The organism is Sphingomonas sp. HF-S4, assembly GCF_032911445.1.
Taxonomy (GTDB): Bacteria; Pseudomonadota; Alphaproteobacteria; order Sphingomonadales; family Sphingomonadaceae; genus Sphingomonas; species Sphingomonas agrestis.
Window position 1 is genome coordinate 2,285,305 of sequence record NZ_JAWJEJ010000001.1, and the last position, 24,239, is coordinate 2,309,543.

25 protein-coding genes are annotated in these 24,239 nt (G+C 68.5%); 10 read left to right on the forward strand and 15 right to left on the reverse strand.

Annotated features, from left to right (window positions below; genetic code table 11):
• Positions 1–69 precede the first annotated feature (69 nt).
• Genes RZN05_RS10140 through RZN05_RS10150 form a run of 3 tightly spaced genes read right to left on the reverse strand, consistent with a single transcriptional unit; the run spans position 70 to position 2,527 of the window.
• Entirely contained in the window at positions 70–942 is an 873-nt protein-coding gene (locus RZN05_RS10140) for a type II secretion system minor pseudopilin (protein ID WP_317226495.1), read from the reverse strand.
• Positions 939–1,487 carry a type II secretion system protein GspJ gene (locus tag RZN05_RS10145; protein ID WP_317226496.1) on the reverse strand — a complete coding sequence of 183 codons (549 nt, stop codon included), beginning with the start codon at positions 1,485–1,487 and terminating at the stop codon, positions 939–941. The genes RZN05_RS10140 and RZN05_RS10145 overlap by 4 nt, the downstream gene beginning before the upstream one ends.
• Positions 1,484–2,527, reverse strand: coding sequence for an ABC transporter substrate-binding protein (locus RZN05_RS10150; RefSeq protein WP_317226497.1), 1,044 nt, complete (start codon positions 2,525–2,527; stop codon positions 1,484–1,486). The genes RZN05_RS10145 and RZN05_RS10150 overlap by 4 nt, the downstream gene beginning before the upstream one ends.
• Here RZN05_RS10150 and RZN05_RS10155 point away from each other — a divergent pair.
• Both RZN05_RS10155 and RZN05_RS10160 read left to right on the forward strand, forming a co-directional pair.
• Positions 2,527–3,243 (forward strand): hypothetical protein, encoded by a 717-nt coding sequence (locus tag RZN05_RS10155; protein WP_317226498.1) that lies wholly within the window; start codon positions 2,527–2,529, stop codon positions 3,241–3,243. The genes RZN05_RS10150 and RZN05_RS10155 overlap by 1 nt on opposite strands.
• A gap of 37 nt (positions 3,244–3,280) precedes the next feature.
• On the forward strand, positions 3,281–3,613 hold the full coding sequence (locus RZN05_RS10160; RefSeq protein WP_317226499.1) for a hypothetical protein: 333 nt from the start codon (positions 3,281–3,283) through the stop codon (positions 3,611–3,613).
• Between the two features lie 31 nt (positions 3,614–3,644).
• Here RZN05_RS10160 and RZN05_RS10165 read toward each other — a convergent pair whose 3' ends face one another.
• The 4 genes from RZN05_RS10165 to gspL are packed head-to-tail and all read right to left on the reverse strand — an operon-like array spanning position 3,645 to position 7,996.
• Complete coding sequence (locus RZN05_RS10165; protein WP_317226500.1) at positions 3,645–4,871, reverse strand: type II secretion system F family protein; 1,227 nt, start codon at positions 4,869–4,871, stop codon at positions 3,645–3,647.
• Between the two features lie 58 nt (positions 4,872–4,929).
• Complete coding sequence (gene gspE, locus RZN05_RS10170) at positions 4,930–6,417, reverse strand: type II secretion system ATPase GspE (protein WP_317226501.1); 1,488 nt, start codon at positions 6,415–6,417, stop codon at positions 4,930–4,932.
• 2 nt (positions 6,418–6,419) lie between these two features.
• Positions 6,420–6,911: a type II secretion system protein M gene (locus RZN05_RS10175; protein ID WP_317226502.1), complete on the reverse strand. Its 492-nt coding sequence runs from the start codon at positions 6,909–6,911 to the stop codon at positions 6,420–6,422.
• Positions 6,908–7,996, reverse strand: coding sequence for a type II secretion system protein GspL (gene gspL, locus RZN05_RS10180; protein ID WP_317226503.1), 1,089 nt, complete (start codon positions 7,994–7,996; stop codon positions 6,908–6,910). Before gspL ends, RZN05_RS10175 begins: the two co-directional genes overlap by 4 nt.
• A 66-nt stretch (positions 7,997–8,062) precedes the next feature.
• Between gspL and gspG the strand changes: the two genes are divergently transcribed.
• Genes gspG through gspD form a run of 5 tightly spaced genes read left to right on the forward strand, consistent with a single transcriptional unit; the run spans position 8,063 to position 12,341 of the window.
• Positions 8,063–8,527: a type II secretion system major pseudopilin GspG gene (gspG, locus tag RZN05_RS10185; protein ID WP_317226504.1), complete on the forward strand. Its 465-nt coding sequence runs from the start codon at positions 8,063–8,065 to the stop codon at positions 8,525–8,527.
• A gap of 5 nt (positions 8,528–8,532) precedes the next feature.
• Positions 8,533–9,006, forward strand: a complete 474-nt coding sequence (locus tag RZN05_RS10190; protein WP_317226505.1) for a prepilin-type N-terminal cleavage/methylation domain-containing protein — start codon at positions 8,533–8,535, stop codon at positions 9,004–9,006.
• 56 nt (positions 9,007–9,062) lie between these two features.
• Positions 9,063–9,467 (forward strand): type II secretion system minor pseudopilin GspI, encoded by a 405-nt coding sequence (gene gspI, locus RZN05_RS10195; protein WP_317226506.1) that lies wholly within the window; start codon positions 9,063–9,065, stop codon positions 9,465–9,467.
• Complete coding sequence (locus RZN05_RS10200) at positions 9,464–10,261, forward strand: type II secretion system protein N (RefSeq protein ID WP_317226507.1); 798 nt, start codon at positions 9,464–9,466, stop codon at positions 10,259–10,261. The genes gspI and RZN05_RS10200 overlap by 4 nt, the downstream gene beginning before the upstream one ends.
• A 10-nt stretch (positions 10,262–10,271) precedes the next feature.
• Positions 10,272–12,341, forward strand: coding sequence for a type II secretion system secretin GspD (gspD, locus tag RZN05_RS10205; protein WP_317226508.1), 2,070 nt, complete (start codon positions 10,272–10,274; stop codon positions 12,339–12,341).
• Positions 12,342–12,348: 7 nt separating this feature from the next.
• Here gspD and RZN05_RS10210 read toward each other — a convergent pair whose 3' ends face one another.
• The 3 genes from RZN05_RS10210 to RZN05_RS10220 are packed head-to-tail and all read right to left on the reverse strand — an operon-like array spanning position 12,349 to position 13,762.
• Positions 12,349–12,762, reverse strand: coding sequence for a hypothetical protein (locus RZN05_RS10210; protein WP_317226509.1), 414 nt, complete (start codon positions 12,760–12,762; stop codon positions 12,349–12,351).
• Positions 12,759–13,217 carry a hypothetical protein gene (locus tag RZN05_RS10215; RefSeq protein WP_317226510.1) on the reverse strand — a complete coding sequence of 153 codons (459 nt, stop codon included), beginning with the start codon at positions 13,215–13,217 and terminating at the stop codon, positions 12,759–12,761. Before RZN05_RS10215 ends, RZN05_RS10210 begins: the two co-directional genes overlap by 4 nt.
• The gene (locus RZN05_RS10220; protein ID WP_317226511.1) at positions 13,214–13,762 is read right to left on the reverse strand and encodes a hypothetical protein; all 549 of its coding nucleotides are present in this window, start codon (positions 13,760–13,762) and stop codon (positions 13,214–13,216) included. The genes RZN05_RS10215 and RZN05_RS10220 overlap by 4 nt, the downstream gene beginning before the upstream one ends.
• Before the next feature lie 160 nt (positions 13,763–13,922).
• On the opposite strand from RZN05_RS10220, the gene RZN05_RS10225 reads away from it, so the two are divergent.
• Positions 13,923–16,403 (forward strand): PhoX family protein, encoded by a 2,481-nt coding sequence (locus RZN05_RS10225; RefSeq protein WP_317226512.1) that lies wholly within the window; start codon positions 13,923–13,925, stop codon positions 16,401–16,403.
• Positions 16,404–16,481: 78 nt separating this feature from the next.
• On the opposite strand, the gene RZN05_RS10230 is transcribed toward RZN05_RS10225, so the two are convergent.
• The 3 genes from RZN05_RS10230 to RZN05_RS10240 form a co-directional block, all read right to left on the reverse strand.
• Positions 16,482–16,856, reverse strand: coding sequence for a hypothetical protein (locus tag RZN05_RS10230; protein WP_317226513.1), 375 nt, complete (start codon positions 16,854–16,856; stop codon positions 16,482–16,484).
• An 80-nt stretch (positions 16,857–16,936) separates the two neighbouring features.
• Positions 16,937–18,241 carry an amidohydrolase family protein gene (locus RZN05_RS10235; protein WP_317227601.1) on the reverse strand — a complete coding sequence of 435 codons (1,305 nt, stop codon included), beginning with the start codon at positions 18,239–18,241 and terminating at the stop codon, positions 16,937–16,939.
• Entirely contained in the window at positions 18,241–19,659 is a 1,419-nt protein-coding gene (locus RZN05_RS10240; RefSeq protein WP_317226514.1) for an amidohydrolase, read from the reverse strand. The genes RZN05_RS10235 and RZN05_RS10240 overlap by 1 nt, the downstream gene beginning before the upstream one ends.
• 518 nt (positions 19,660–20,177) lie before the next feature.
• Between RZN05_RS10240 and RZN05_RS10245 the strand changes: the two genes are divergently transcribed.
• Complete coding sequence (locus RZN05_RS10245) at positions 20,178–22,586, forward strand: PAS domain-containing sensor histidine kinase (RefSeq protein WP_317226515.1); 2,409 nt, start codon at positions 20,178–20,180, stop codon at positions 22,584–22,586.
• A 1-nt stretch (position 22,587) separates the two neighbouring features.
• A complete protein-coding gene (locus tag RZN05_RS10250; protein ID WP_317226516.1) occupies positions 22,588–23,202 on the forward strand; it encodes a response regulator transcription factor in 615 nt (204 codons plus the stop codon).
• Here the strand turns inward: RZN05_RS10250 and RZN05_RS10255 are convergent.
• Together RZN05_RS10255 and flaF are read right to left on the reverse strand one after the other, a co-directional pair.
• Positions 23,199–23,555, reverse strand: coding sequence for a hypothetical protein (locus RZN05_RS10255; RefSeq protein ID WP_317226517.1), 357 nt, complete (start codon positions 23,553–23,555; stop codon positions 23,199–23,201). The two genes, RZN05_RS10250 and RZN05_RS10255, sit on opposite strands and share 4 nt — an antisense overlap.
• A gap of 224 nt (positions 23,556–23,779) precedes the next feature.
• Positions 23,780–24,139: a flagellar biosynthesis regulator FlaF gene (gene flaF / locus RZN05_RS10260; protein ID WP_317226518.1), complete on the reverse strand. Its 360-nt coding sequence runs from the start codon at positions 24,137–24,139 to the stop codon at positions 23,780–23,782.
• Between the last annotated feature and the right edge of the window lie 100 nt (positions 24,140–24,239).

The window sequence follows — 24,239 nt, forward strand, 5'->3', positions numbered from 1 at the left end:
GCCGCGCAGGGCATCGAGCCCTGCCCGACGCTAAACCCACCCCTAACCCCTCCCTTGCAGGGAGGGGAATTAACCCTTCTTTACCGGCAGCTCCGGCGCGCCCGGGGGCACCGCGGCGTTGCGCCAGCGCTCGACCGGGACCACGTCGATCTTGCCGTCGGGCAGCCGACGCCGCTGGATCAGCGTCGCGGCCTGTTGGCTGGTCGCACCGATCGTCGCGCGAGTGCGGACCCAGAAGGTGGTCGAGCGGAACGAAGTGCCCCAGGGCAGCGAAACATTCTGGTCCGTCAGGTCCTTGGCGGAGAGGAAGCCCTGGCGTTCGCGGATCGCGACCAGCCGCTGCGCCACCACGGGATCGCGAAACAGCAGCGCGAGCATCTCCTGACCCGCCGCATTGAGGTTGAGCGTGGTCTTGCCGGGTAGCGCGGTGACAAGCTGCTCGAGCCGATCGGCGACCTTGGGCTCGACGCCGGCCAGCCGCAGCGGGCGGAGATCGGTCACCGGGCCGTGGAGCCGGACATATTCGACGGCGGCGATCATCTGCTCGGGCTTGAGGCCCACTTCGTTGCCGATCGACTGGAACAGGATCGTCGAGGCGACTTCGCCACTGCGCACCGCGTTGATGTTGAAGCGCCCCTCGGCGTCGGCGATCGCGAGATCGAAGCTGCCGCCCTCGATCGGTGCGCCGGCTTCGGAGAGCTTGGCCCAAGGCTCGCCGACATGGTCGACATCGGGTGCGGTCTCGGCATCGCGGCGCAACGCGACCAGCGCCGAAAGCTCGCCGCCACGCACGATCGCCTGCGCACGTGCCGCCTCGCGGGTGCGCAGGCCGCGATCGAGCGCCAGTTCCTCGCGATTGATCATCAGCACGACCAGCCCCGCCGCGATCGCGACGAACATCAGCACGTTGACAAGGATCATCCCCTCTTCGTCGCGCTTCATTGCTCGGGCTCCTCCGGCCGCACCGGCAGCGCGATCACGCGGCGCAGCGAGCCCGGATTGCCCCCCGGCCCCGCGACCTGCATCTCGAGCGCGACCGCGCGCGGCCAGCGCTCCTTGTCCTCCTCCTTCACCGGCCAGCGATCGACCCACGCCCCGTCCCAGAAGCGCCAGCGTGCATTGGCTACCCCCGCCAGGACCAGTTGCGGCGCCGGCCCGACAGTGCGCACCAGTGCGCCGCCGACGACGCCGTAGCGCAGCCGAACCGCCGCGCCGCCCATCCCCGGCGCCGCGCGGGTGAAGGACAGATTGGCCCCGCTCCCCGAGATCGGCCCGCCGGCGATCTGCTCGACATCGCTCGACACGATGAACATCGTCCGCTGGAGGTCGGCGAGCCGGTCGAGGCGCTTCTCGGTGCGCCCCTGGACGTTGATGATCCCGTCGACCAGCGCGAGCCCAGCGACCGCGATCAGCGCGAACAGCCCCAGCGAGATCATCAATTCGAGCAACGTGAAGCCGGATTCCCCGGCTTCGGGTTCGTGCGTCACGATCCCGAGCTCACCGCCACCGGTTCATAGCCGTGCGGCCGGGCCACCAGGATCGCAAAGTCGCGCGCGACCGAGCCATCGGTGCGGAAGCGCACCGGGCCGGTGACGCCGCGGAAGCCCTTGCCGTCGAGCAGCCCCTGGGCGCTCAGTGTATTGGCGTTGCGCAGCGCATTGGCGATCCCCGCCGCGTCATAAGCGAGCGCAGTAATCGCGCCGGCATCGCCGCCGTTGCGCGCCGCGAACTCGCTGGCGAAGGTGCCGAATGCCGCCGGATCGGGGCTGGCGATCCACGCGCCGTCGAGCGCTTCCAATGCCTCGGGGCGATTGTCGATCCCCTGGAGCGTGGCGAGCAGCTGGATGCCGGTGTCCTTTATCCCGCGCGCCGCGGCGAGCACGGCGGGGCCGCTGCCGGGGAGCAGCACGCCGTCGGGCGCGTCGCCGGCGGCCGGAAGCGGCTGGCCCGCCTTCACTTCGAGTACGCGAACGCGCAGGCCGAGCTCGCCTTCGAGCTGGCTGGCGGCAAGCGCGGCGGCGGCGCTCCACGGCGTGCCATCGTCGATCACTGCGACATTCTTCACGCCACGCGAACGGGCATAACGCAGCACCGCGCTGGTCAACTGGCGCGCGGTGATCCCGAAGATATAGGTGCCCGGCGCGCGCAGCACCGCGTCGTTGCTGAACGCGATGATCGGCACGCGCCCGGCGACGCTGCCCGTCACTGCGGGGACTTCCTCGGCAAGCAGCGGCCCCAGGATCAGCGCGGGCTTCCGACGAAGCGCCTGCCCTACTGCGGCCGCCGCGCCCGCCGCGGTGCCGCCGGTGTCGAAGCTCAGCACATAATCGCTGTTTTCGGCGAGCAACGCGGCCTGTCGCATGCTAGAGCCCAGCCGCGCTCGGGGTCCGCTGAGCGGCACCAGCAGGGCGATCGGGCGCTTGTCCTTCTTCTCGGCTGAGGCGAACGCATGCGAGGGAAGCACGACCGATGCCGCTGACGCGACCAGGCCTGATTGCAGCAAGCGGAGCAGCGAGCGCCGGTCCATTGCCGACTCCGGAGTTGGGGCGTGGGGCACGCAGGCCTATTATCGTCTTCACGGCGCTCGGCATAGGGGCGTATCTGCTCGCGCTGCTGGTGACGCTGCCGGCGAGCGCAGTGCTCAAGAACCGCCCGTGGCGCACCGGCGTGGCGGGGACGGTGTGGAACGGCGAAGTCGGGGTCGCGGGGGGCGCCAAGTTCGAATGGCAGATGGCGCCGCTGCGCTCGCTGACCAGCCTGGCCTATGCCGCCGACTGGAAGGCGAGCGGACCGGACACCGATCTGGGTGGTCGCGTGCTGACCCATCTGAGCGGACGCACGGTGCTCGACAAGGTCAGCGGCGCGGCCGACGGCAGCCTGCTCCAGGCACTCCAGCCCAACCTCCCCTTCACGTGCGACCTGGTCATGCAGGTCGAGATGGAGCGCGTCGCGTTCGGCGGCGGCGAACGCATGGCCAAGGGCAGCGCGACCACCGATCCGGGTAGCTGCCGTCCCAAGGGCGCCGGCGCAGCGTCTTCGCTCCCCGCGCTGATCCTAACCGCCGAGCATATCGGCACGCGCACGCTGATCCGCGTCGCCCCGATGGCGCAGCGCCGCCGCACGCTGGTGACGCTCGAGCTGGCCGAGGGTGGCACGGTCGACATATCGGTGACGCCGGAAGGTGCGACGATGATGCCCTTCCTGGGATTGCCCGCGGGCGCACGGCTCCAGGGGCAGATGTAATGCGACTCCAAACCGAGCCGGCACGGCAGAGGTGATAATGCGGATCGCCTTGAGTATAGCGATCTGCGCAGCGGTTACGGGATGTGTGCATAATGATGGCCGCGGCAAGTTTCGTCTATCCGAAGACGAAATGCTCGCCGCTTGGGTCTCGGTGGCAGGACGCGCCCAGGCGCAAGCCCAGCAAGAGGGCGTTGAGCCGCTATGGAATCCGCCACCCCGGTTCGGCAGCGCGGTCTGCACCTGGATCGAATTCGGGCGGAAGGCCCATTGCAGCTATCTCAAGTGGCCGCGTTATTCATCGAGGGGTCCGGGCATCCCCGAGGAAGCGGATTTGTATAAGACTGAGGACGGGTGGGACTTCGGCTACTGAGACGATAGCCCACACCCAGCGAAACGGACCATCAAAGCGTCACCAGATTGTTCAGATTGATGATTGGCAGCAGGATCGCGAGCACCATCAGCAGCACCAGCCCGCCCATCACCAGCAGCACCAGCGGCTCGACCAGCGACACCAAAGTCGAGACCAGCGCATCCAGCTCGCGTTCGAGCTCGTGCGCCGCGCGGCCCAGCGCAGGCGCCAAGCGGCCGCTGCTTTCGCCGCTGGCGACGATCGCCACCAGCATCGTCGGGAATACTCCCGCCTCCTGCATCGCGGCGCGCAGGCTGATGCCTTCGCGGACGCGCTGGGCGACGCGGAGCGCCTTTTCCTGGACCCAGCGATTGGGCGTCACTGCCGCGGCTGCGTGAAGCGCCTCGACCAGCGGCACCGCGCTGCCTACCAGCGTTGCGAGGCTGCCGGCGAAGCGCGCGGCATTGAGCTGGCGGCTGAAGCGGCGGAACGGGCGGCGCTCGGTGAACATCCGGTGCAGCCGCAGCCGATTGGCAGGCACCCGCATCCAGCGCAGCGCGAACAGCGCGCCCACCGCCAGCGCAAGGATCAGGTACAGCCCGAAGCTCTGCAGGAACCAGCTCAGCGCGATCAACATCCGAGTGAGCAAGGGCAGATCGGCACCGCGCGAAACGAAGACGCGGACGATGTCTGGGACGACATAGACCATCAGCAGCACCATCATGCCGACCGACACGAGCGCCAGCAGCGCCGGATAGAGCAGTGCCAATTGGAGCTTCTGGCCATTGGCCTGGCGGTTCTCGACGAATTCGGCGAGGTGGTTGAGGACGTCGGGAAGCCGCCCCGATGCCTCGCCCGCGGCGACCGAGGCGCGGTAGAATTCGGGAAAGGCCTTGGGATGCTGCGCAAGCGCGGCGGCGAAGCTGCGCCCGTCGAGGATCGCGCCGCGCACGTCGAGCAGCACCGAGCTGACCTGCTGCGCTTCGGATTGCGCGGCGACGAGGCGCAACGCTTCCTCGATCGCAATGTCCGAGCCCGCGAGCGTGGCGATCTGCCGCGTGACCGTGGCGAGCGCCTTGGGCGAGATGCCGGGGCGGCGCAGGCGCGGCAGTTCGATGCTGCCGAACGAGCGCCCGCGCTCGCCCGCGGCCTCGACCGATAGGGGCAGCAACGCCTGCTCGCGCAGCAGCGCACGGGCGGCGGCGGGGGACGACGCTTCTATGACGCCCTTGCGCTTGGCACCGGTGCGATCGGCCGCGCGGTAGGAATACGCGGGCACTAGACCGCTTCCATCTTCTGGGCCCCGGCCTTCGCCGGCGAACAGAATTGGGCAAGGATCACGCCTCGTCCCTCACAACGCGGGCGACTTCATCCACCGTGGTCACCCCGGCCCGGACCTTGGCCACGCCATCGTCCAGCAGGCTCGGATTGTCTTTCCGGGCCTGCGCCTCGAGTTCCGCTTCCGAAACCCCGTCATGGATCATCTTCTGCAACCGGTCGTCGAGCGCAACGACTTCGTACAGCCCGGCACGCCCGCGATAGCCTTCCTGGTGGCACTCGTCGCAGCCCTGCGCGCGCCAAAGCGGTTCGCCCGCCTGGATCGCCCTGCCGAGGAGGATCGAGTCCGCTTGCGTAGCGCGATCCTGGCGCCGGCAGCTCGGGCACAGCTTCCGCACCAGCCGCTGCGCCGCCAGTCCGACCAGCATCGGCGCGAGCAGATAGCGCTCCACCCCCATGTCGATCAGCCGCGTCACCGAACCGATCGCGCTGTTGGTGTGCAGCGTCGAGAGTACGAAATGACCGGTCATCGCCGATCGCACCGCGACCTGCGCGGTCTCCTGGTCGCGAATCTCGCCGACCATGATGACATCGGGATCCTGGCGCAGGATCGCGCGCAGCCCGCGCGCAAAGGTCATGTCGGTGCGCGGATTGACCTGCGTCTGTCCGATGCCGGCAAGCTCATATTCGATGGGATCTTCCACCGTCATGATGTTGCGCTTGCGATCGTTGAGCCGGTTGAGCGCCGAATAGAGCGTGGTGGTCTTGCCCGAACCCGTCGGCCCGGTGACGAGCAGCATGCCGTGCGGGCGCTCGAGCAGCCGGTTGAACACGGTCCGGTCGCGCTGGCTCATGCCGAGCACTTCCATGTCGAGCCGCAGCGAGCCCTTTTCGAGCAGGCGCATCACCACCCGCTCGCCATGCTGGGTCGGGATCGTCGAGACGCGCGCGTCAACATCGTGGCCGCCGATGCGCAGCGTGACGCGGCCGTCCTGCGGCACGCGGCGCTCGGCGATGTCGAGCTTCGCCATCACCTTGATGCGGCTGACCAGCAGCGGCGCCAGCGCGCGCGGCGGCTCGATCATGTCGCGCAACACGCCGTCGACGCGGAATCGGACGACTAGCCGCTTTTCCTGCGTCTCGATGTGAACGTCGGACGCGCCTTCCTTGACCGCTTCGAGCAGCAGCGCGTTGATCAGGCGGATTACCGGCGCGTCGTCGCGGGTGTCGAGCAAGTCGTCGATCGAGGCGGCGCTGTCGGCGAGCGCGGCGAGGTCCATGTCGCCCAGATCGATATCGGCGGCCGCCCCTGCCCCGCCACCATAGGCTGCGCCCAGCGCCGCATCGAACGCTTCGTCGCTCAGGGCGACATGGCTGGCATCGGGCGCGATCCGCTGGACTTCGAGCAGTGCGTCGAGGCTGACGCCAGCGCGGTGGACGCATTCGACTCCTGCGGCACCCGGACGCAGCAGCACGCCGTTCCTGCGCGCGAAGCTGTACGGCAAGGTGGCGGGGGCGTCGTCGACGACGATCAGCGTCTCTTCCATATCTAGAAATCCACGCTGGCAGAGACGCGCCCCGGGCTGGGCCGGCGCTGGATCGAGAGGCGGCGTACGCGCAGGTCACTCGTCGCGCTCAGGTCGGCGAGCCATGCCATCAGCGAATCATAGCTCGCATCGGCGATCGTCGCGCGTGTGCCGCCGGGGATCGCCGCGGGAGTCGCAACCAGCCCGAATGCCGTCGCCGAGCTGGTGACGACCTGCGCCGGCGCGCCCTGACGCCGCGGCGCCTGCGCCGTCGTCAGCGTGCCCGCGGCGCGGATGCGCGCGCTCAGCGTCTCGTAGGTGCGGATGTCAGCAAGCGCGTCGGCACGCGCGGCCTGGAGCGGCTTGACCACGCCGTAGACGAGCACTGCGACGGCCAGCAGCCCGCCCAGCACCGTCACGAGCACACGCTCGCGCCGGCTGAGCCCGCCCCACCAAGTATCGAAGCGAAGCAGCGCGGCGTCGAGCGCCGGCAAGCGGGTGAGGATCACTCTCATGGGTTACGCGCCGTAATGCGAATGCTGCCGTCGGGCGAGCGCGTCACCTGGCCTGGCGCGCGCGATGCCCGCAACGCAGCGTCGACACGGCTGACCAGGCCCGGATCGCTGCCGTCCAAGTCGAGCGCCAGTGCTTTGGCCTGATAGTCGATCGCGCGGACGCTGATCGACCCGGCCAGCGGCGCGAGCGCGCCCGAGATCCGGCTGAGCAGCGGCAGGAAAGCATCGGGCGGCGTGCTACTCCCGGTGGGCAGCAGATCGGCGACACTGGTGGCGAGGTCGCCGCCCAGATTGGCACCGGGCGCTGCGATCGCGACCACGGCGCGCGCGTCGGCCTCGCGGCGGTCGGCGATCGTGCGCAGCATCAGCGTGTCGGCCGCGGCGATCACGACATGCGCCGCCGCGCCGATCGCGACGATCCAGCCGAGCCGCCGCCAGACATTAGGTAGCGTGCCGCGGCGCTTGGCATAGGCGCCTTGGCGCAGATCGAGCGCGGGGGCGAGCAGTCGCTCGGACAGCGCCGCCGGGGCGAGCGTCGAGCCGTCCGCCGCCATCTCGGCGGGCAGCGGCGCGCCATAAGCGAGCGCGGCTGGGCGGTCCGCCGCCTGCCATGCCGCCTGGAGGATCGCCGGCGAGACCGCGAAGCCGGTGCCGTCGCCGGCACGCACCACCGCGCGGTCGGCGGCGAGATCAACCGCCCATTCGCCTTCGCCCGGCCTGGGCAGCGCGAGCGCGTCGGGGACCATCGCGGCGTGACCGAACCCGGCCTGCTCCGCCGCTTCGATCCAGCCGACCATCACCTCATGCCGCACCACGCCGACCAGATAGCGCTTCGGCGCGATTTCGGCGCCCAATGCCAAATGGACGCTATCGATCGGCTCGGCGATCTGGTCCTCGATCGCGAAGGGCAGTGCCTCGATCCGCTTGGCCCGGCTGGGCAACGGCAAGTCGACGGCAAGCAGGCGAACCTGCTCGGTCGGCACGAGCACGGTTGCAGGGCCTCCCGGCTCGGCTATGATCAGCCTGCCGCCCGCCAGCGTCCAGACACCCGCGGCGAGCGGTTCCGGCGCATCGGGCGCGCCCAAGGGACGACCGGAGGCTGTCACATTTGCTTCATGGGAAGGACGCATGGGGCGGGGATGCGCATAGTTTTGAAACAGTTTAGTGACATCGCACTGCTTAGGCAGAACCGCAAGCGCCGCACAACCTCCGAGGAAGGCTTCACCCTCCTCGAAATGATGATCGTGCTGGTGATCATCGCCGTGATCGCGGGCCTCATCACCGTCAACGTAATGGGCCGCCCCGACGAGGCCAAGGCGACGACGACCAAGTCGAACATCGGCAGCATCACCGCCGCGCTCAAGATGTACCGGCTCGACAGCGGCAGCTATCCGACAACCGAGCAGGGCCTTAAGGCGCTGGTCGAGCGCCCGACCACGCCGCCGGTGCCGTCGAGCTGGGCGCAGGGCGGCTACCTCTCCGCGCCGCCGCTCGACGCGTGGCAGAAGCCCTATGAATATCAGTCGGATGGGATGAGCTTCACGATTCGCTCGCTCGGCCGCGACGGCAAGCAGGGCGGCGAAGGAGTCGACGCCGATATCGACGGCAAGGGCTGACGCGCATGCGGGGGGCACGGCGCGAATCACCGGGCGAAGCAGGCTTCACCCTGCTCGAAATGATGATCGTGCTCGTCATTATCGGGGTGATGGCGGGCGCGGTGGCGCTCGGCATCGGCAGCGTCACCCGCGCCCCCAGCGTTGAGACCGAGGCGCGTCGCCTCGCCACCCGCCTCCAGGCCGCCGCCGACGATGCGATGCTCGGCGACCGGATGATGGCGTTCACCGTTCAGAAGAACGGCTATGGATTCGCGACGATCGGCGCGGGCGGCCGGATGGTCGCGCAGACCAATGAGGCGTTCGGTTTCCACCGCCTCCCCGGCGGGATGGTGGTGACGCTGAGCGTGCGGCCGCCGGTGATCCTGGGCGTCGACGGCGCGGGGCGGCCGATGTCGGCGATCGTCGAGAGCGGTTCGCAGCGCTGGATCGTCACCTATGACGGCCTCACCGCGCGCGCCGCGCCGGCGCCGAAGGTATGAGCCTTCTTGCCATTACTGTGCTCCGGCGAAGGCCGGAGCGCTGGATGGAGAGCGATATGCGCGCCTCCCAGCGCTCCGGCCTTCGCCGGAGCACACTAGCAGTTGCGGGCGGAGAGGACGGCTTCTCCCTCATCGAAGCGCTGGTCGCGCTCGCGATCCTCGCCATCGCCACGGTCGGGCTGATGCGGACGGTCGAATCGCACATCGACTCCACCCGCGGCGTCGAGCGGCGTACCGCGGCGATGTGGGTCGCCGAGAACAAGCTCGCCGAACTCGAAGTGCGCACCCCCGCATCCGACGCGGGCCAGGTCGAGATGCTCGGCGAGCAATGGCGCGTCGCGGTCACCCGCCGCGGCACCGACGACCCCGAGATCCAGCGCGTCCGCATCGAGGTATATCCCGCGCAGGAAGCCACGCCTCTTGCATCGCTCGACGGCTTCGTGGACGGACGCAGGGGATGACGCCGCTTTCCCTCACCCCGCGCCAGGCGCGCACGGCGCTCGATGTGCTGACCGGGCTCGTCGTGATCTCGGTAGCGGTCGCGCTCGCCGGGCTGACCTGGCGGCTCGCCGGCCATGCCGGGACCGGCGCGATCACCGTCCCCTCGGGGCGCAGCGGCCCCGCCGTGACGCCCGACATCGCCCCGGCGATTGCGCTTGCGCCGTTCGGCAAGCCTGCCGCCGCCGACGCATCGCAGGCGACCAGCCTGCCGCTCGAATTGAAGGGCGTGATCGCAGCGATCCCTGCCGAGCTCTCGACGGCGTTCATCTCGGTGAGCGGTGCGGCGGCGACGCCGTTCCGCGTCGGGGAGGCCGTCAACGGCGCCTCGATCCAGGCGATCCTGCGCGACCGGGTGATCCTGTCCGCCAACGGCCGCAGCGAGTATCTCGCTTTCCCCGATCCGACCTTGTCTCCCGAGCAGCGCCAGGCAGCCGCCCAGGAGGCCACGACGCCCCAGCCGGGCACGGCGCCGGCGCCGGGTGCTCCCCCCGCCCCTGCCGCACCGCCCGCCGCGGGGGCAGCGGCGCTGCTTCAGCGCTTCGACGCGACGCCGGTCAGCGGCGGCTTCCGCATCGGCGACAACGGCCCGCCCGGCATGGTCGCGGGCGACGTCATCCAGTCGGTCAACGGGACCTCGCTCGGCGATCCCAACGCCGCCAACGCCGCCTTTGCCTCCGCCCAGGCCAGCGGCTCCGCCCAGATCCAGATCCTCCGCGACGGAAAGCGACTGACGCTTACCGTGCCGCTCCGATAAAGAGAGCCCCGTGCACCAGATTCGCTCCACTCTCGCCGCTCTCGCGCTTGCCGGCACTGCGCTCGACGGCGTCGCCTTCGCGCAGACCGCCGAACAGGCCGCGCCGGGCGACATCGTGATCAACATGCGCGGCGTCGAGATCGCCGACGTCGCCGACCAGATTTCGCGGATCACCGGGCGCACCTTGATCCTCGATCCCTCGGTCAAGGGCGTGGTCACCGTCACCTCGGCGACCCCGCTGTCGCCTTCGGGGGTGTGGGAGCTGTTCCAGTCGGTGCTGCGCGCGAACGGCTTCTCGGCAGTGCGTTCGGGCCGGGCGTGGCGAGTCGTCCCCGCGGCAAACGCGGTGCGCGACGGCGGCGTGCCCAGCCGCGCCGCGGGCGGGCAGGAACTCGTCACGCGGATGGTCCGCCTCGCCAATGTCCCGTCGGCCGATGTCGCGCGCGTCGTGCGGCCGTTGGTCGCGACCTTCGGCAGCGTCGAGCCGCTGACCAGCCCCAACGCGATCGTCATCACCGACTATGCCGACAATGTCCGCCGCGTCGAAGCCATCGCCCGCCAGTTGGACGGCGGCAGCGGCGCGACGTTCGCGACGATCACGCTCAGGAACGGCAATGCCGCCGACGTCGCCCAGTCGCTGACCGCCGTGCTCGGCGACCAGCAAGGGGGAACCGGCGCACGCGTCGCCGCCGACGGGCGCAGCAACACCGTGATCGTCCGTGGCACCCCCGCCGCGGTCGCCGAGGCACGGAAAATCGCCGCGTCGCTCGACCAGCCCGGCGGCGCCACGCCGATCACCCGGATGTTCCGGCTCAACTATGCCGATGCCGAGACGGTGACCGAAGTCCTGCGCGGCGTGCTTGGCCAGGGCGAGAGCGCCGACAATCCGATCGCGCGCAGCCTGTCGGGCTCGGCGACCAACCCCTTCGCGCGGCTGAGCGGCTCGACCCAGGGCGTCACCTCGCTGCCCAACAGCGTCGCGTCGAACGGCTCCGGGCTCGGCAACGCGATGCAGGCGGCCAACGCGGCGACGCAGCCGGTGATGCAGAACCAGCCGGCGCAGACGCCGCAGGGCTTCTCGACGCCGGACCTCACCGTCCAGCCCGCCCCCGAGCTCAACGCCGTGGTGGTGCGCGGCACGCCCACCGCGATTGCATCGATCGAGGGCCTGATCACCGATCTCGACGTCCGCCGGCCGCAGGTGATGATCGAAGCGGCAATTGCCGAGATTACCGGCGAAGATGCAGAAGCGCTGGGCGTCCAGCTCGGCACCAGCGGAGCGGCGCTCAACCAAGTCGAGGGTGCAGGCACTTCATTCGATACCGCGGGCACGTCGCTCGGCACGATCCTCAAGGCGCTGGGCGTGCCCGCGGGTTCGCTGATCGGCAACGGCTTCACCGGCAATCTCGCGATCGGCGACAATTTCTCGATCCTCGTCCAGGCGCTTGGCACTTCGACCCGCGCCAATTTGCTCTCGACCCCGCAGATCACCGTGCTCGACAATGTCGCCGGCGAGTTCGTGTCGGGCCAGAATGTCCCGTTCGTCACCGGATCGGTGCTGACCGATTCGACTTCGGTCGCGCCCTACACCACGATCGAGCGCAAGGACGTCGGCATCACGTTGCGCGTGCTACCGCGGATCAATGCCGGCGACACGATCCGGCTCCAGGTCAACCAGGAAGCTTCGTCGATCGCCGCGGCGCAGACCGCCGCCGCCTCCGACCTCGTCACCAATCGCCGCGCGATCAACACCACCGTGCTCGCCGACAACGGCCAGACGATCGTGCTCGGCGGCCTGATCACCGACGATCGTCAGGACACCCGCCAGCAAGTCCCGATCCTCGGCGACATCCCGCTGGTCGGCGAGCTGTTCAAGAGCCGCCGCGAGACACGCCAGAAGCGCACGCTGTTCATCTTCCTAAAGCCGACGATCCTGCGTGATCCCGCAGATGCGGCGGCCGCCGCCAAGGACAAATACGCCCGGCTCCGCGCCGACGAGATCGCCAATACGCGCCGATCGAGCCTGCTTCTCGCCCCGCCGACACCACGGTTGACGGTGGAGATCGACGGAATTTACTAACCGATGCTCACTCCCCCGGCAGCGGCACCCGAACCCGCTGCGCCCCGCGCGTGAAGAACGCCGCATCGATCGCCAGGCTGGTGAGCTGCCAGCCGTCGACGCTCTCGCCGATCTGGAGCGCGCGCGTGCCGTCGCCGGTGCGGACCAGCGCGACGGCGTCGGCGCCGAGCCGCCCGACGACCCCGACCAGTGCCGGCGCGTCGGCGGGCAATGCGGGCGTGTTCTCCTCGCCCGCCGCGCCGAACAGCGGGCGTTCGTAGACGGCGGCGAGCGCCGGGGCCGCGGGGGGCGCGGCGAGCGGTACCGTAGGCATCGCCGCGCGCTCAGTCTTTCCCGCGCCGCCCTTTGGCAACAACAGCACCAGCGGCATCAGCACGGCGAAGCACCCGGCCAGCCCGATCGCGATCCGGTTCGCCCTCATTGCACCGCCACCGCTTCGCCGCTGAGTCTAACGCCGCCCGCCACCGGCTCGATCGACCAGCGCTGGAAACGCATCAGCGGGCGTTCGCGCTCGAAAGAGTCGGCGAGCGCCAGCACGGCCTTTTCGGCGCCCGAGACGCGGATGCGCAGCGCCGCCAGACCCGCAGGTACCTCGATCGCATGCGTTTCCTCGACCAGCACCCCGCCCGCCTTGGCAAGCCGCTGGAGGCGCGCCATCATCGCCGCACGCGCCGCGGCCGTATCGGACGCAGCGGTCGCCAGCCCGTCCGCGACGATGGGCACGCGCCGTTCGGGCTGGGCTGCCGCCGCGGCGAGGCGCTGGCGCTCGGCCCGCGCACTGGCACGCTCGCCGAGCGCCGTCCCCGTAACGGGCGCCAGCAGTGCCAGCGCAAGCAACCCGGCCCCTACGCCGATCGCCAGCCGCGGGATCCTCACGACGTCGTCCCGGCAAAGGTGACGATCATCCGGCCATCGGCCTCGCGCTGGCCGGTGTTGCGCAACCGGGCGAAGGCCGGTGCGCGGCGCAGCGCGGCGCGAAGCCGATCCGGATCGGCGGCGGCGACGTCGATTTCCAGAACGCCCTCGATCGAGCGCGCGGCGCGAACCAGCGTCGCGTCCGCAGGCAAGGCACGGGCCAGCGCCTCTAGCGTCACACCGAGCGTCATCCGGCGCAGCACCGTGTCGATCTGCCTGCGCGCCGTCTCCGCCGCGCGCGCTGCCTCGATCCGTGGCGCGGCTTCCGCCGCGAGCTGCTTGGCAGCACCACGCTCCTGCGCCGCCAGCAGCTTCGCCCCGGCGATCGTCAGCAGCGGTCCCGCGGCGATCAGCAGCGCAACCAGCGCGGCAATGCTGCCCTCGGGCCATTTCTCGGCACGCGGCGTCCCGGCGGCCATCGGCGCGCGCTTGGCGAACGCGGCCAGCCGCTGCGCGAGGCTCGGCGGCGGGACGGGTTCGGGATCGGGCGTGCCGAGTTGCATCACGCCCGCCGATTAGCCGGTGCCGCGGCGAAGGGCAAAGCGTCACAATCGCGTCCGAGAAGAGTCATCGCCGCGCAACCTCAATAGCATCACGCCGTAAAGCAGCCCTCGCAAAGGCTGGATCGGCCGGGCCGCGATGGCTCGGATATCCTGGGGGATTTCCATGAACGATCTGACGCCCGACGCCTTCGGCTATTCCGATGGCGACGTCGATACCAACCGCAGCAGCGCAGTAACACTCAACGAACTCGCGTCGCAGCGCCTCTCGCGCCGCCAGGCGCTCCGCGGCGGCTCGGCGCTGGTCGCCGCAACGCTCGGCGGCTCGCTGCTCGCCGCATGCGATTCGTCTGCGATCGAGACCGATCCGGCGCCGACCGTGAGCGCCGGCGCCGCAGGTGCCGCCAATGCCGGCCGCGTGGTGACGCTGACCGGCACCGCCACCGGCAGCCAGGCGGTCTCTTGGACGCAGACCGGCGGCCCCGCCGTCACGCTCGAAGGCGCGACCGGCAACACCGCCACCTTCCTCGCCCCCAGCGTCGCCAGCGCGACCGTGCTGACCTTCCAGTTCGCTGCGGCTAATGGCACCACTGCGGCGACTGCCACCACCACGGTGACGGTCAGCCCCGCCGCGCTCGGCTTCGCCGCGGTGCCGAAGAACCGCAACGACGTCGTCACCGTCCCCGCCGGCTACAACGTGCAGGTGATCAACCGCACCGGCGATCCGATCCTGCCGGGCGTGCCAGCCTACAAGAATGACGGCACCGACACCAATTTCGCGGGCCGCATCGGCGACCATCACGACGCGCTGCGCTGGTTCGGCCTCAACGCCGCCGGCAATGCCCGCGACGACGCTTCGTCGACCCGCGGGCTGATCGCGCAGAACCATGAGAACATCAACGACATGTATCTCCATGTCGCGGGTGCGACGAGCCCGGGCGGCGTCCGTCCCGAGAGCGAGGCGCTCAAGGAGATCGAGTGCCACGGGCTCAGCGTCACTGAATATTCCGAAGGCGCCAACCGCGCCTGGGCATTCAAGCAGGATTCGGCCTACAACCGCCGCATCACCCCGAGCACGCCGATGGCACTCAACGGACCGGTGCGGGGCACCGATTTCGTCAAGACGCCGCACTCGACTGCCGGCACCGCGGGCCGCGGCACGATCAACAACTGCGCCAACGGCTACACGCCCTGGGGCACGCTGCTGACCTGCGAAGAGAATTGGGCAGGCTATTTCCGCCGCAGCGGCGACAATGCGGCGCGCACTACCAAGGAGCTCACTGCCCTCGCCCGCTATGGCGTCACCAGCAGCACCGGCAATTACGGCTGGTCGACCGTGACCCCGGCCGATGCCAGTAATACGCTGTTCCGCCGCTGGGACGCGCGCGCGACGGTGGGCGGCAGTGCCACCACCGACTGGCGCAACGAGCCCAACCAGTTCGGCTGGGTGGTCGAGATCGATCCGTACAACGCCGCCTCGACGCCCCGCAAGCGCACCGCAATGGGCCGCATGGGCCATGAAGGCGCGTGGCCGGGTCCGTTCGTCGCCGGCCGCAAGCCCGCATTCTACATGGGCGACGACGCGGTGAACGAGTATATGTACAAGTTCGTGTCGAGCACCGCCTGGGCTGCCGCCGACGCCACTGCCACCGACCGCCTGGCGATCGGCGACAAGTATCTCGACGCCGGCACGCTCTATGTCGCGGTGTTCAATGCCGACGGCACCGGCAGCTGGAAGCCGCTGGTCTACGGCACCGCGCCGCTCGACGCCTCGAACGCCGCCTATCCGTTCGCCAGCCAGGCCGACGTGCTGGTCAACACCCGCCTCGCCGCCGACGCGTTGGGCGCCACCCCGATGGATCGCCCCGAATGGACCGCGGTCAATTCGGTCACCGGCGAAGTCTATCTGACGCTGACCAACAATGGCAGCCGCGTCACCGGCGCGGATACGCCCTCGGCCAGCCAGCGCCAGACCAACGCCGCCAACCCACGCGTCTATGTCGACGCGCCGAGCACCTCGCGCGGCAATCGCAACGGCCATGTCATCCGCATCCGCGAGACCGGCGACAACACCGAAGCGCTGGGCTTCACCTGGGACGTGTTCCTGTTCGGTGCCGGCTCGGACCTCGACGCGACCAACATCAACCTGTCGGGCCTCACCGCGGACAACGATTTCTCGAGCCCGGACGGCCTGTTCTTCGGTCGCCCGACCAACGCCTCGGGCCAGGTCAAGCCGATCGTCTGGCTCCAGACCGACGACAGCGCGTTCACCGACCAGACCAACAACCAGATGCTGGTCGCGATGCCGGGCAGCGTCGGCGACGGCGGCACCCGCACGGTGACCAACACCACTGCCGGCGGCGTCACCTGGACCGTCGTCACTCGGATCGGCGCGACGCCGACCGCAGCGACGCTCAAGCGCTTCCTGATCGGGCCGGTCCAGTGCGAGATCACCGGGATCGACACCACGCCGGACGGCCGCACGATCTTCGTCGGCATCCAGCATCCGGGCGAAGGCGGCACCGCGGCGGCACCGTCGAGCCACTGGCCCGACAGCCAGGCCACCGGCACCGCCGGCGCCACGGTGCGTCCGCGCTCGGCGACGGTGGTGATCACCAAGGTCGATGGTGGCGTCGTCGGGCTCTAAGACCGAAACGACAGAATGGGGAGGCGTCGAAAGGCGCCTCCCCTTTTCTTTAACTCTCCTCCCTGAAAGGGAGAAAGCCTACCGATCCGTCCGGCTGACGATATTCGCCGTGCCATCCGGCGTAATGGTGATCATATGCGCCCCGTTCGGGCAGTTTGCGCGCCACAGGGGCTTGCCGTCCTGATCGGGCAGCCGCTCGGACGAATTCACAGACTGGCAGTCGATCCCGGCATCCATCAGTGCGCGGATGAACACCACGTTGCGCTGGCGATCGGACATGGCGAGCACGGTGGCGAGCGCATTGCCCGGCGCCGCGTCGTTGACGATCGCATTCGCCTCGGCCTCGGCATTGCCGGCAGCGGCGGTATCCGCGGCTTCGTTCCGCTCGGCAGCGGGGCCGCACCCGGCCAGCGCCAGCGCCGCGAGCGCCGGCAGGACCACGAACTTCTTCATCGGCTTCTCTCCCGATTGCCGGCGCGGCACGCCGGCGGTCTCCTAAAGGGCAATGCCGGACCCGCCGCGCTGGTTCCGCGTCAGTGCTGGTACGCCTTGGGCAGCGGCCCTTCCTTGGGCTCCCAATAGCGGTCGCGCAGCCGGGTCTGGCGGCTGGTCAGCGGCTGCTCGACGCCGTCGATATAGATCCCCACTGCCGAGGTACCGATCTCGAGCGGATCGCCGTCCCAGATCACGACGTCGCCGTGCCGCCCGGGCTTGAGCGAGCCGAACTCGTCGCCCATCCCCAGCGCCTCGGCCGGGCGCGAGGTGATCGCGGCGAACGCCTCGCCCCAGGAAAGCCCGGTCGCGCCGGGCACCTCGCCCAAGGCGACGAGATTGCCGGCGAACTGTTTCTCCCATCGCGCCTGGCGGGCCTCGTCCTGGTTGATCGTGCCGATCCCGACGAGCACCCCGGCCGCCTTCATCCGGCCTATATTGGACTGTGTCGCGGCGAGTTGCTCGAAGCTCTCGGGCAGGTCGGCGAGCGCCGAGGCGAGCACCGGCACGCCTGCTGCTGCGATTTCGCGCGCGACGGTCCAGCCCTCGGTCGCGCCGACCAGCACCATCCGCAGCGTCGGCACTTCCTTCTTGAGCGCCAGCATCGCGAGGATGTCCGATGCGCGCTCGGCATGGACGAGCAGCGGCATCCGCCCCTGCACGACGGGCACCAGCGCCTCGGCATCGGCGCGGGTGAGCAGCGCGTCCTTGCCGCGATCGGCGAAGCTCGCCGGGCTGCGGACATAGTCGCGCACTTCGAACAGCGCGTTCTTGAGCAGCGCATAGGCGGCGGTGCGGCTGCCCCCAGCGGCGCGCGCGCCGGCTTCGCCATATTCCATGAACTGGAAGGCGCGGGGTTTGCTGACCGCGTTCATGTCGGCGCCGAGGTCGATGACGGCCCCCTGCCCGGCAAAGATCGAGCCGCTATTGTCGGGCGCGACCACCGCCCGGGTGACGCCCTCGAGCCGGTTGATCGCGATCGGCGTGCTCTTGGGATTGACCGCCGGGGTGACGTCGATCGCCGCGTTGAACGGCGAGGTGCGTGCGGCCGTATCGTTGGTCCCCGAGACGGCATCGACTTCGACGATGCCGAGCCGCGTGAACCCCGCGAAAATCCCCGGCGTGACCCAGCGCCCGCCGGCATCGACGACGCGCGCGCCCGCAGGCGCGGCCACGCCCGCACCCGCCGCGACGACGCGGCCGTCGCGGATCACCACGGTGCCGCCGTCGATCGGGCCGGCGCCGTCGCCGATCACGACCTTGGCATTGGTGATCGCCACGGTCTGCGCAGCGGCGGGGACGGCGAGCGCGAGCGTCGCGCTCGCGCAGAGAAGCAGCTTCCTGATCACTTCACGTCCCCCTCGCCGGGCTGGCCCAGTTCGAAATCGGATACCGGCCGCAGCTTCGGATTGTTCGCATCGTAGAGCAAAGCCCCGTCGACCCAGACCATTTGCGGCCGCGTGTAGACGCTGAACGGATTGCCGTTCCACAACACGACATCGGCCATCTTGCCGGGCTTCAGGCTGCCGGTCTTATCCGCGATGCCGAGCGCCCGAGCCGGATTGATCGCCAGCCAGCGCCACGCCGAGGCCTCGGAAATGTCGAAGCCGGCCTTGATCCCGGCCGAACGCGCCTTGGCGACTTCCTGGTTGAGGCGCTGGATGCCGTTTTGGTCGTCCGAATGGATCATCGCGCACGCGCCTTCCTTTTCGAGGATGGCAAGGTTCTCGTTGACTGCGTCATAGGCTTCCATCTTGAAGCCGTACCAGTCGGCCCAGACCGCGGCGCAGGTCTGATTGGCCTTGAGCAGATCGGCGATCTTGTAGGCCTCGACCGCGTGGTGGAACGCCGTTACCTTGTAGCCGAACTCCTTGGCCATATCCATGACGACGGCCATCTCGTCGGCGCGGTAGCAATGGTTGTGGACCAGGATTTCGCCCTCGAGCACACCGCGCAGCGTGTCCATCGCGATGTCGCGGCTGGGTGCCTCGCCGCCCTTGTCCTCAAACTTGTCCCAGCGGCGCTTGTACTCGACTGCCTTGGCCCAGGTCTGGCGGTCGACCGCGACATTGCCCATCCGCGTCGCGGGCGCGCGGCCCTTGCTGCCATAGACGCGCTTGGGGTTCTCGCCGCACGCCATCTTGAGGCCATAGGGCGCGCCGGGGAACTTCATCGCCTGCATCGTGCGGGCGTAGACATTCTTTACCGTCACCGAACGACCACCGAACAGGTTCGCCGATCCGGGAAGGATCTGCAGCGTGGTGACGCCGCCATTGGTCAGCGCACGCGAGAAGCCGGGATCCTGCGGCCAGACGCTGTGCTCGGCCCAGACCTCGGCGGTGACCGGTCCAGTCATCTCATTGCCGTCGGACAGCGCCTCGACGCCAGGCGAGGGATAGTCGCCTAGATGGCTGTGGACGTCGATCACGCCGGGCGTGACGTATTTGCCGCGCCCGTCGATCACCGTCACGCCCGAACCGGCGCTCAAATTCTGCCCGACCTCGACGATCTTGCCGTCGCGGAACAGCACCGCGCCGTTATCGATCCGACCGCCCTCGCCGTCGAAGATCGTGACGTTGGTCACCAGCGTCGCCGCGCCCGGATAGGCGCGATAGGTCGAGGGGAAGGGATCGTGCGCATAGCCCTTGCCCCGCCCCGGCGCGGCGGTCGCCGGCTCGGACGAGCTGCTCTGCGCCCTGCTGGCGCTCTCCGTGCAGCCCACCAGGGCGAGCACCGCGCCGAAGATCAAAACCGGTCGAAACAAGCGCGATTCCTTCCCTGTTTGTTGCGCATCCGGCGCGGGCCCTTTGATCGTGGCAAACGGAACATTTAGCAAGCACCCGCTTTATTATTGAAATCGCGTGGAAAAATTTGGCATTTAGAATTGGGTTGCATCTTGGACCAACAGAGCTTTCCACGATGATTTAATCGGTGTTAAGGCAGGTACGCTTCGCTTTACCCTGTACAGGGGCAGGTATTTTGCGAGTGAGTAGATTTTCCGGTGCGCCGGCCGAAAGCCAGCCAACCGCGGTACAGTATGTCGCGACAGCTCTTGTCGCGCTGGCACTGTTTTGCAGCCTGTTCTCTTTTGCGGGCTGGATCTTCGACGTGCCGAAGCTGCGTGGTTTCGGATACGACCGTTTTCCCATCTGGCCGCTCACGGCAGTCGGCTTCGCATTTCTATCGCTGGGGTTCCTTGCCTCAATGTTGGGAAAGGCGAAGACCGCAGGGATCCTGTGGCTGGCGCCGGTCGCGATCGCGGTAATTTCTCTTTTACAGAGTATGTTACGGGTCGATCTTGGCATCGATCTGCTGCTGTTCGGCAAGCAGGTCGCGCTCCACGAGGCGCCCCACCCCGGTCGGCCGGGGCTCAATTCGAGCGTGATCTTCCTGCTTCTCGTGATCGCAGGCTACGGAACGCATGTGCGCAAATGGTTCGCGGCCGAAGCCAGCAGTGTCTTCGCCGCCACGGTGCTGGCATTGGTCGGCGTTGCGGCGGTGCTGACGGCATTCTCGCAGCTCGGCACCTTCGCGACCCGACTATTCTCGCTGTCGCTGCCGGCTGCGATCACCGCTGCGGCGCTCGCGCTCGCACATCTCGTGCTCTACAGCCGGCTGGAGGCGGTCCGCGTGCTGACCACTCGAAGTGGTGACTGGCGGACGATCCGCGTCCTGCTACCCGCGGCGCTGCTGCTGCCGATCTTGCCGACCCTCATCGCGCATCTGGTCACCGGTCGCGTGCCGCTGCCGACCATGGCGATTGCCGGGCTCGCGACGCTCGCCAATATCCTGATCGCGGCGCTGATCGCCTATTGGGCGGTGCTGCGCGTCGCGCGTGGCCAGGCGGCGATGGCCGAGCTCAGCGAGGCGCTCGACCAGACCACCGTCGTGCTAACCGATTGCGACGGCTGCGTCACCCACTGGTCGGGCGGGTGCGAGCAGCTTTACGGATGGACCGCCGAGGAGGCGCTCGGTCACAACAAATACATGCTGCTCCGCTCGCATTGCCGGCTCGCGCAGGGCGCGCGCGGCACTCGCGGGGAGAATGGGCTCGAACTGACCGAATATACGCGCGACAATCGCGAGCTCGCGGTGCTCGAGCAGACCGAGGAAGTGAAGAGCCCCGGCCGCGAGCCCGTCCGCGTGCTCAAGGTCACCGACATCACCCAACGCGTCGCCGCGACCGAGGCACTCAAGGTGAGCGAGGAACGCCTTGCGCTCGCCACCTCGGCGCACGAGCTCGGCGTGTTCGAATGGGACGTGCGCACCGGCCATCTCGAATGGTCGCCCGGCACCGAGCAGCGCCTCGGCCTCGCCCCCAGCATGATCTCCGATTTCGAAGGCTGGCGCGCGCAGGTCGAGCCCGAGGACGTCCAGCGCATCCTCGACACGCTCGCCCGCACGGTGCGCGACCGTGCCGACAAGTTCAGCTTCCGTTACCGCTTCCTCCAGCCCCAGGGCGGGGTCCGCGCCGTCGAGGGTTCGTCGCGCGCCTTCTACGATGCCGAGGGCAATCTGCTGCGCACCGTGGGCGTGATCCTGGACGTCACCGAGCGCGAGGAGCGCGAGGCTGCGCTGCGCCGGCGCGAGGCGCAGCTCCGCTCGGTGCTGGAAACGGTGCCCGACGCGATGGTGGTGCTCGATCAGAACAGCACGATCCTGCAGTTCAGCGCCGCCGCGGAAACGCTGTGGGGCTATCGCGCCGCCGACGTGCTCGGGCGCTCGGCGACGATGCTGGTCCCCGCCGAGCGCCGCGCCGCACACCTCGCGGCGCTCAACCATTTCATCAAGACTGGCAACGGCATCATCGGCGAAGTGCTGACCAGCATCGCCGAAGCCGCCGACGGCCGCAAATTCCCGATCGAGATCCGCACCGGCGTCTCGCGCGGCGATGGCCAGATCCTGCTCACCGTGTTCGTCCGCAACCTTTCCGACAAGCTCGCCACCGAGGAGCGACTGAGCGAGCTGAGCGCCGAGATCGCACACGTCTCGCGCCAGAGCGCGATGAGCGAGTTGGCCGCCGATCTCGCGCACGAGCTCAACCAGCCGCTCAGCGCGACATCCAACTTCCTCGCCGCGGCGAAGATGCTGATCGAGCGCGGCGAAGGCACCGAACGCGTCGTCGATCTGCTGCGCATGGGTTCCGAGCAGACCCAGCGCGCCGGCGAGATCATCCGCCGGATGCGCGCCTTCATGGCCCGCGGCGAAGTCGAGATGCGCACCGAATCCGTCGATCGCACGGTGCGCGATGCCGTCGATCTCGTCCTGGTCGGCACCGGCCAGTTCCACATCCGGGTAAGCTACGAACTCGATCCCAACGCGCCCTTTATCTTCGCCGACCGCATCCAGGTCCAGCAAGTCTTGGTCAACCTCCTGCGCAATTCGATGGAAGCATTGCGGACCTCGGGAACGCAGGATCGTCACATCACGATATCGTCTCATGCAGTGGAAGATCAGATGGTCGAGATGCGAGTCAGCGACTCTGGACCCGGAATTCCTCCTCATGTGTTGGATCAGATGTTCACGCGCTTTACCTCCACAAAAGGTAACGGAGGCGGAATGGGTATTGGTCTTTCGATCAGCAAGCGTATCATCGAGGCCCATGGCGGGACATTGAGTGCTCAGAATCGGCCCGAGGGAGGAGCAAGCTTCCGCTTCACCCTGCCTGCCGCAGAGGAGGGTGTAGAATAGAATGAGCAGGACGATTTATATTGTCGATGATGACGACGCCGTCCGCGCGTCGCTCCATAGCCTTCTCTCGGTACGCCAGGATCTGATCGTCCGCGGGTTCCGCTCGGGGGACGCCTTCCTCCAGGACGTGGGCGAGCTCGACCCCGGCGTCCTCCTGCTCGATTTCCATATGCCGGGCGCCACCGGGCTCGACGTGCTCGTGTCCTTGGACGGTAGCCCGAAGTTCGTGCCGATCGTCCTCACCGGCCAGGGCAATGTCGGGCTCGCGGTCCAGGCGATGAAGGCCGGCGCGCTCGATTTCGTCGAAAAGCCCTACGAGGCCGAGACCTTGCTCCAGCTGATCGACAACGCGTTCTCGCGGCTCGAGGAAGACAACGAGGCGGCGGCCCGGATCGGCGCGGCCGAGGCGAAGATCGCCAAGCTCAGCCCGCGCGAGACCGACGTGCTCAAGGGACTGATCGAGGGACGGTCGAACAAGATCATCGCCTATGAGCTCGACATCAGCCCGCGCACGGTGGAAATCTACCGCGCCAATCTGATGGAGAAGCTAGAGGTGCGCAGCCTTTCGGAGGCGCTCAGGATCGCCTTCGCCGCGGGGCTGTTCCCGAAGAACTAGACCAGTACGCGCCGCTCGGCGAGCAGCCGCACCAGCGCCGCGGCGGCATCGGCGTCGGTAAGGTGGACGAGGCGTGGATCAGGCGTCGCCGCCCCGTCCCCGGGCGCGAGCACGACGATCATCCGCCATTGCGGATCGCAGAGCAGCGCCGCGGTGCCGCCGCGATGCCCGTCGATCGCGCCCTGATCGGTGACGAGCACCAGCGATGCGCCACGCGCCGAGGGCGGCAGCTTCTCGTCGAAAAACTGCGCGGTGCAGGTGTCGATGCCGTTCATCGCCAGTCGCGCGACCAGCGTGCTGCGCAACGCCATCTCGCGCAGGATCAGGACGAGAATTGGATCATTCCCAGGCACGATGGGGCCTCCGATCAGCCCCGGCAAACATATTGCGGGGAGCCAACGCTACACCGGTACGCACAACAGAATCAGATAGGGCTTGTACCTAGCCGATCCGCAGGATTTGTCGCCTCGCCGCACCGCAAAAACCCGTGGATAACGTTGCGATAACCATAAGCGCCAGGCATGGAAAAGGGCGCCGTGACCAATGCCGCGGCGCCCCTTCTCGCGATCGGCACGCGTCAGGCCGCCAGGCGCTGGCCGCGAAGCCCTTCCATGATCGTGCGATTGATCGAGATCAGCTCGGCGATCGGCTCGCGCCCGGCGACGACGTCGCTGGTGAAGCGCTCGACCCACAGGCCGAGCGATATGATCTGCGCGCGCAGTTCGTTCGGCAGGCCGTTGCCCGCCGCGCCGCAATCGGTGGCGAAGGCCGACCACATCTCGCGGTTGCGGTGGAGCGGCGGCATCAGCATCGCTCCCTTAAGACCGGCGGCTTCGGCGTCCATCATCTCGCCGGTGATCTGGCTCATCAACCGGAATTCGGCGGCGCGCGGCGTTTCTGCCCGGCTGCGGGCATTCTGGTAGGCACTGAGAGTCATGCGGGCTCCTTTGCAGACACCCTATTCTAGGAAGATTTTGCCGACCTGGTCTCCGCTCTTCCTATAAGAAATTGTGCGTCACTCGATGCGGGCGCATTTC

What these genes read in the sequence shown, in the direction of transcription:
- RZN05_RS10245 (WP_317226515.1), top strand. Translation starts at nt 20,178, where the DNA reads ATGTTACGGGTCGATCTTGGCATCGATCTGCTGCTGTTCGGCAAGCAG.
- RZN05_RS10175 (WP_317226502.1), bottom strand. Translation starts at nt 6,911, where the DNA reads ATGAGAGTGATCCTCACCCGCTTGCCGGCGCTCGACGCCGCGCTGCTT.
- gspI (WP_317226506.1), top strand. Translation starts at nt 9,063, where the DNA reads ATGCGCGCCTCCCAGCGCTCCGGCCTTCGCCGGAGCACACTAGCAGTT.
- flaF (WP_317226518.1), bottom strand. Translation starts at nt 24,139, where the DNA reads ATGACTCTCAGTGCCTACCAGAATGCCCGCAGCCGGGCAGAAACGCCG.
- RZN05_RS10250 (WP_317226516.1), top strand. Translation starts at nt 22,588, where the DNA reads ATGAGCAGGACGATTTATATTGTCGATGATGACGACGCCGTCCGCGCG.
- RZN05_RS10160 (WP_317226499.1), top strand. Translation starts at nt 3,281, where the DNA reads ATGCGGATCGCCTTGAGTATAGCGATCTGCGCAGCGGTTACGGGATGT.
- RZN05_RS10200 (WP_317226507.1), top strand. Translation starts at nt 9,464, where the DNA reads ATGACGCCGCTTTCCCTCACCCCGCGCCAGGCGCGCACGGCGCTCGAT.
- gspE (WP_317226501.1), bottom strand. Translation starts at nt 6,417, where the DNA reads ATGGAAGAGACGCTGATCGTCGTCGACGACGCCCCCGCCACCTTGCCG.
- RZN05_RS10225 (WP_317226512.1), top strand. Translation starts at nt 13,923, where the DNA reads ATGAACGATCTGACGCCCGACGCCTTCGGCTATTCCGATGGCGACGTC.
- RZN05_RS10150 (WP_317226497.1), bottom strand. Translation starts at nt 2,527, where the DNA reads ATGGACCGGCGCTCGCTGCTCCGCTTGCTGCAATCAGGCCTGGTCGCG.
- RZN05_RS10190 (WP_317226505.1), top strand. Translation starts at nt 8,533, where the DNA reads ATGCGGGGGGCACGGCGCGAATCACCGGGCGAAGCAGGCTTCACCCTG.
- RZN05_RS10140 (WP_317226495.1), bottom strand. Translation starts at nt 942, where the DNA reads ATGAAGCGCGACGAAGAGGGGATGATCCTTGTCAACGTGCTGATGTTC.
- RZN05_RS10230 (WP_317226513.1), bottom strand. Translation starts at nt 16,856, where the DNA reads ATGAAGAAGTTCGTGGTCCTGCCGGCGCTCGCGGCGCTGGCGCTGGCC.
- RZN05_RS10210 (WP_317226509.1), bottom strand. Translation starts at nt 12,762, where the DNA reads ATGAGGGCGAACCGGATCGCGATCGGGCTGGCCGGGTGCTTCGCCGTG.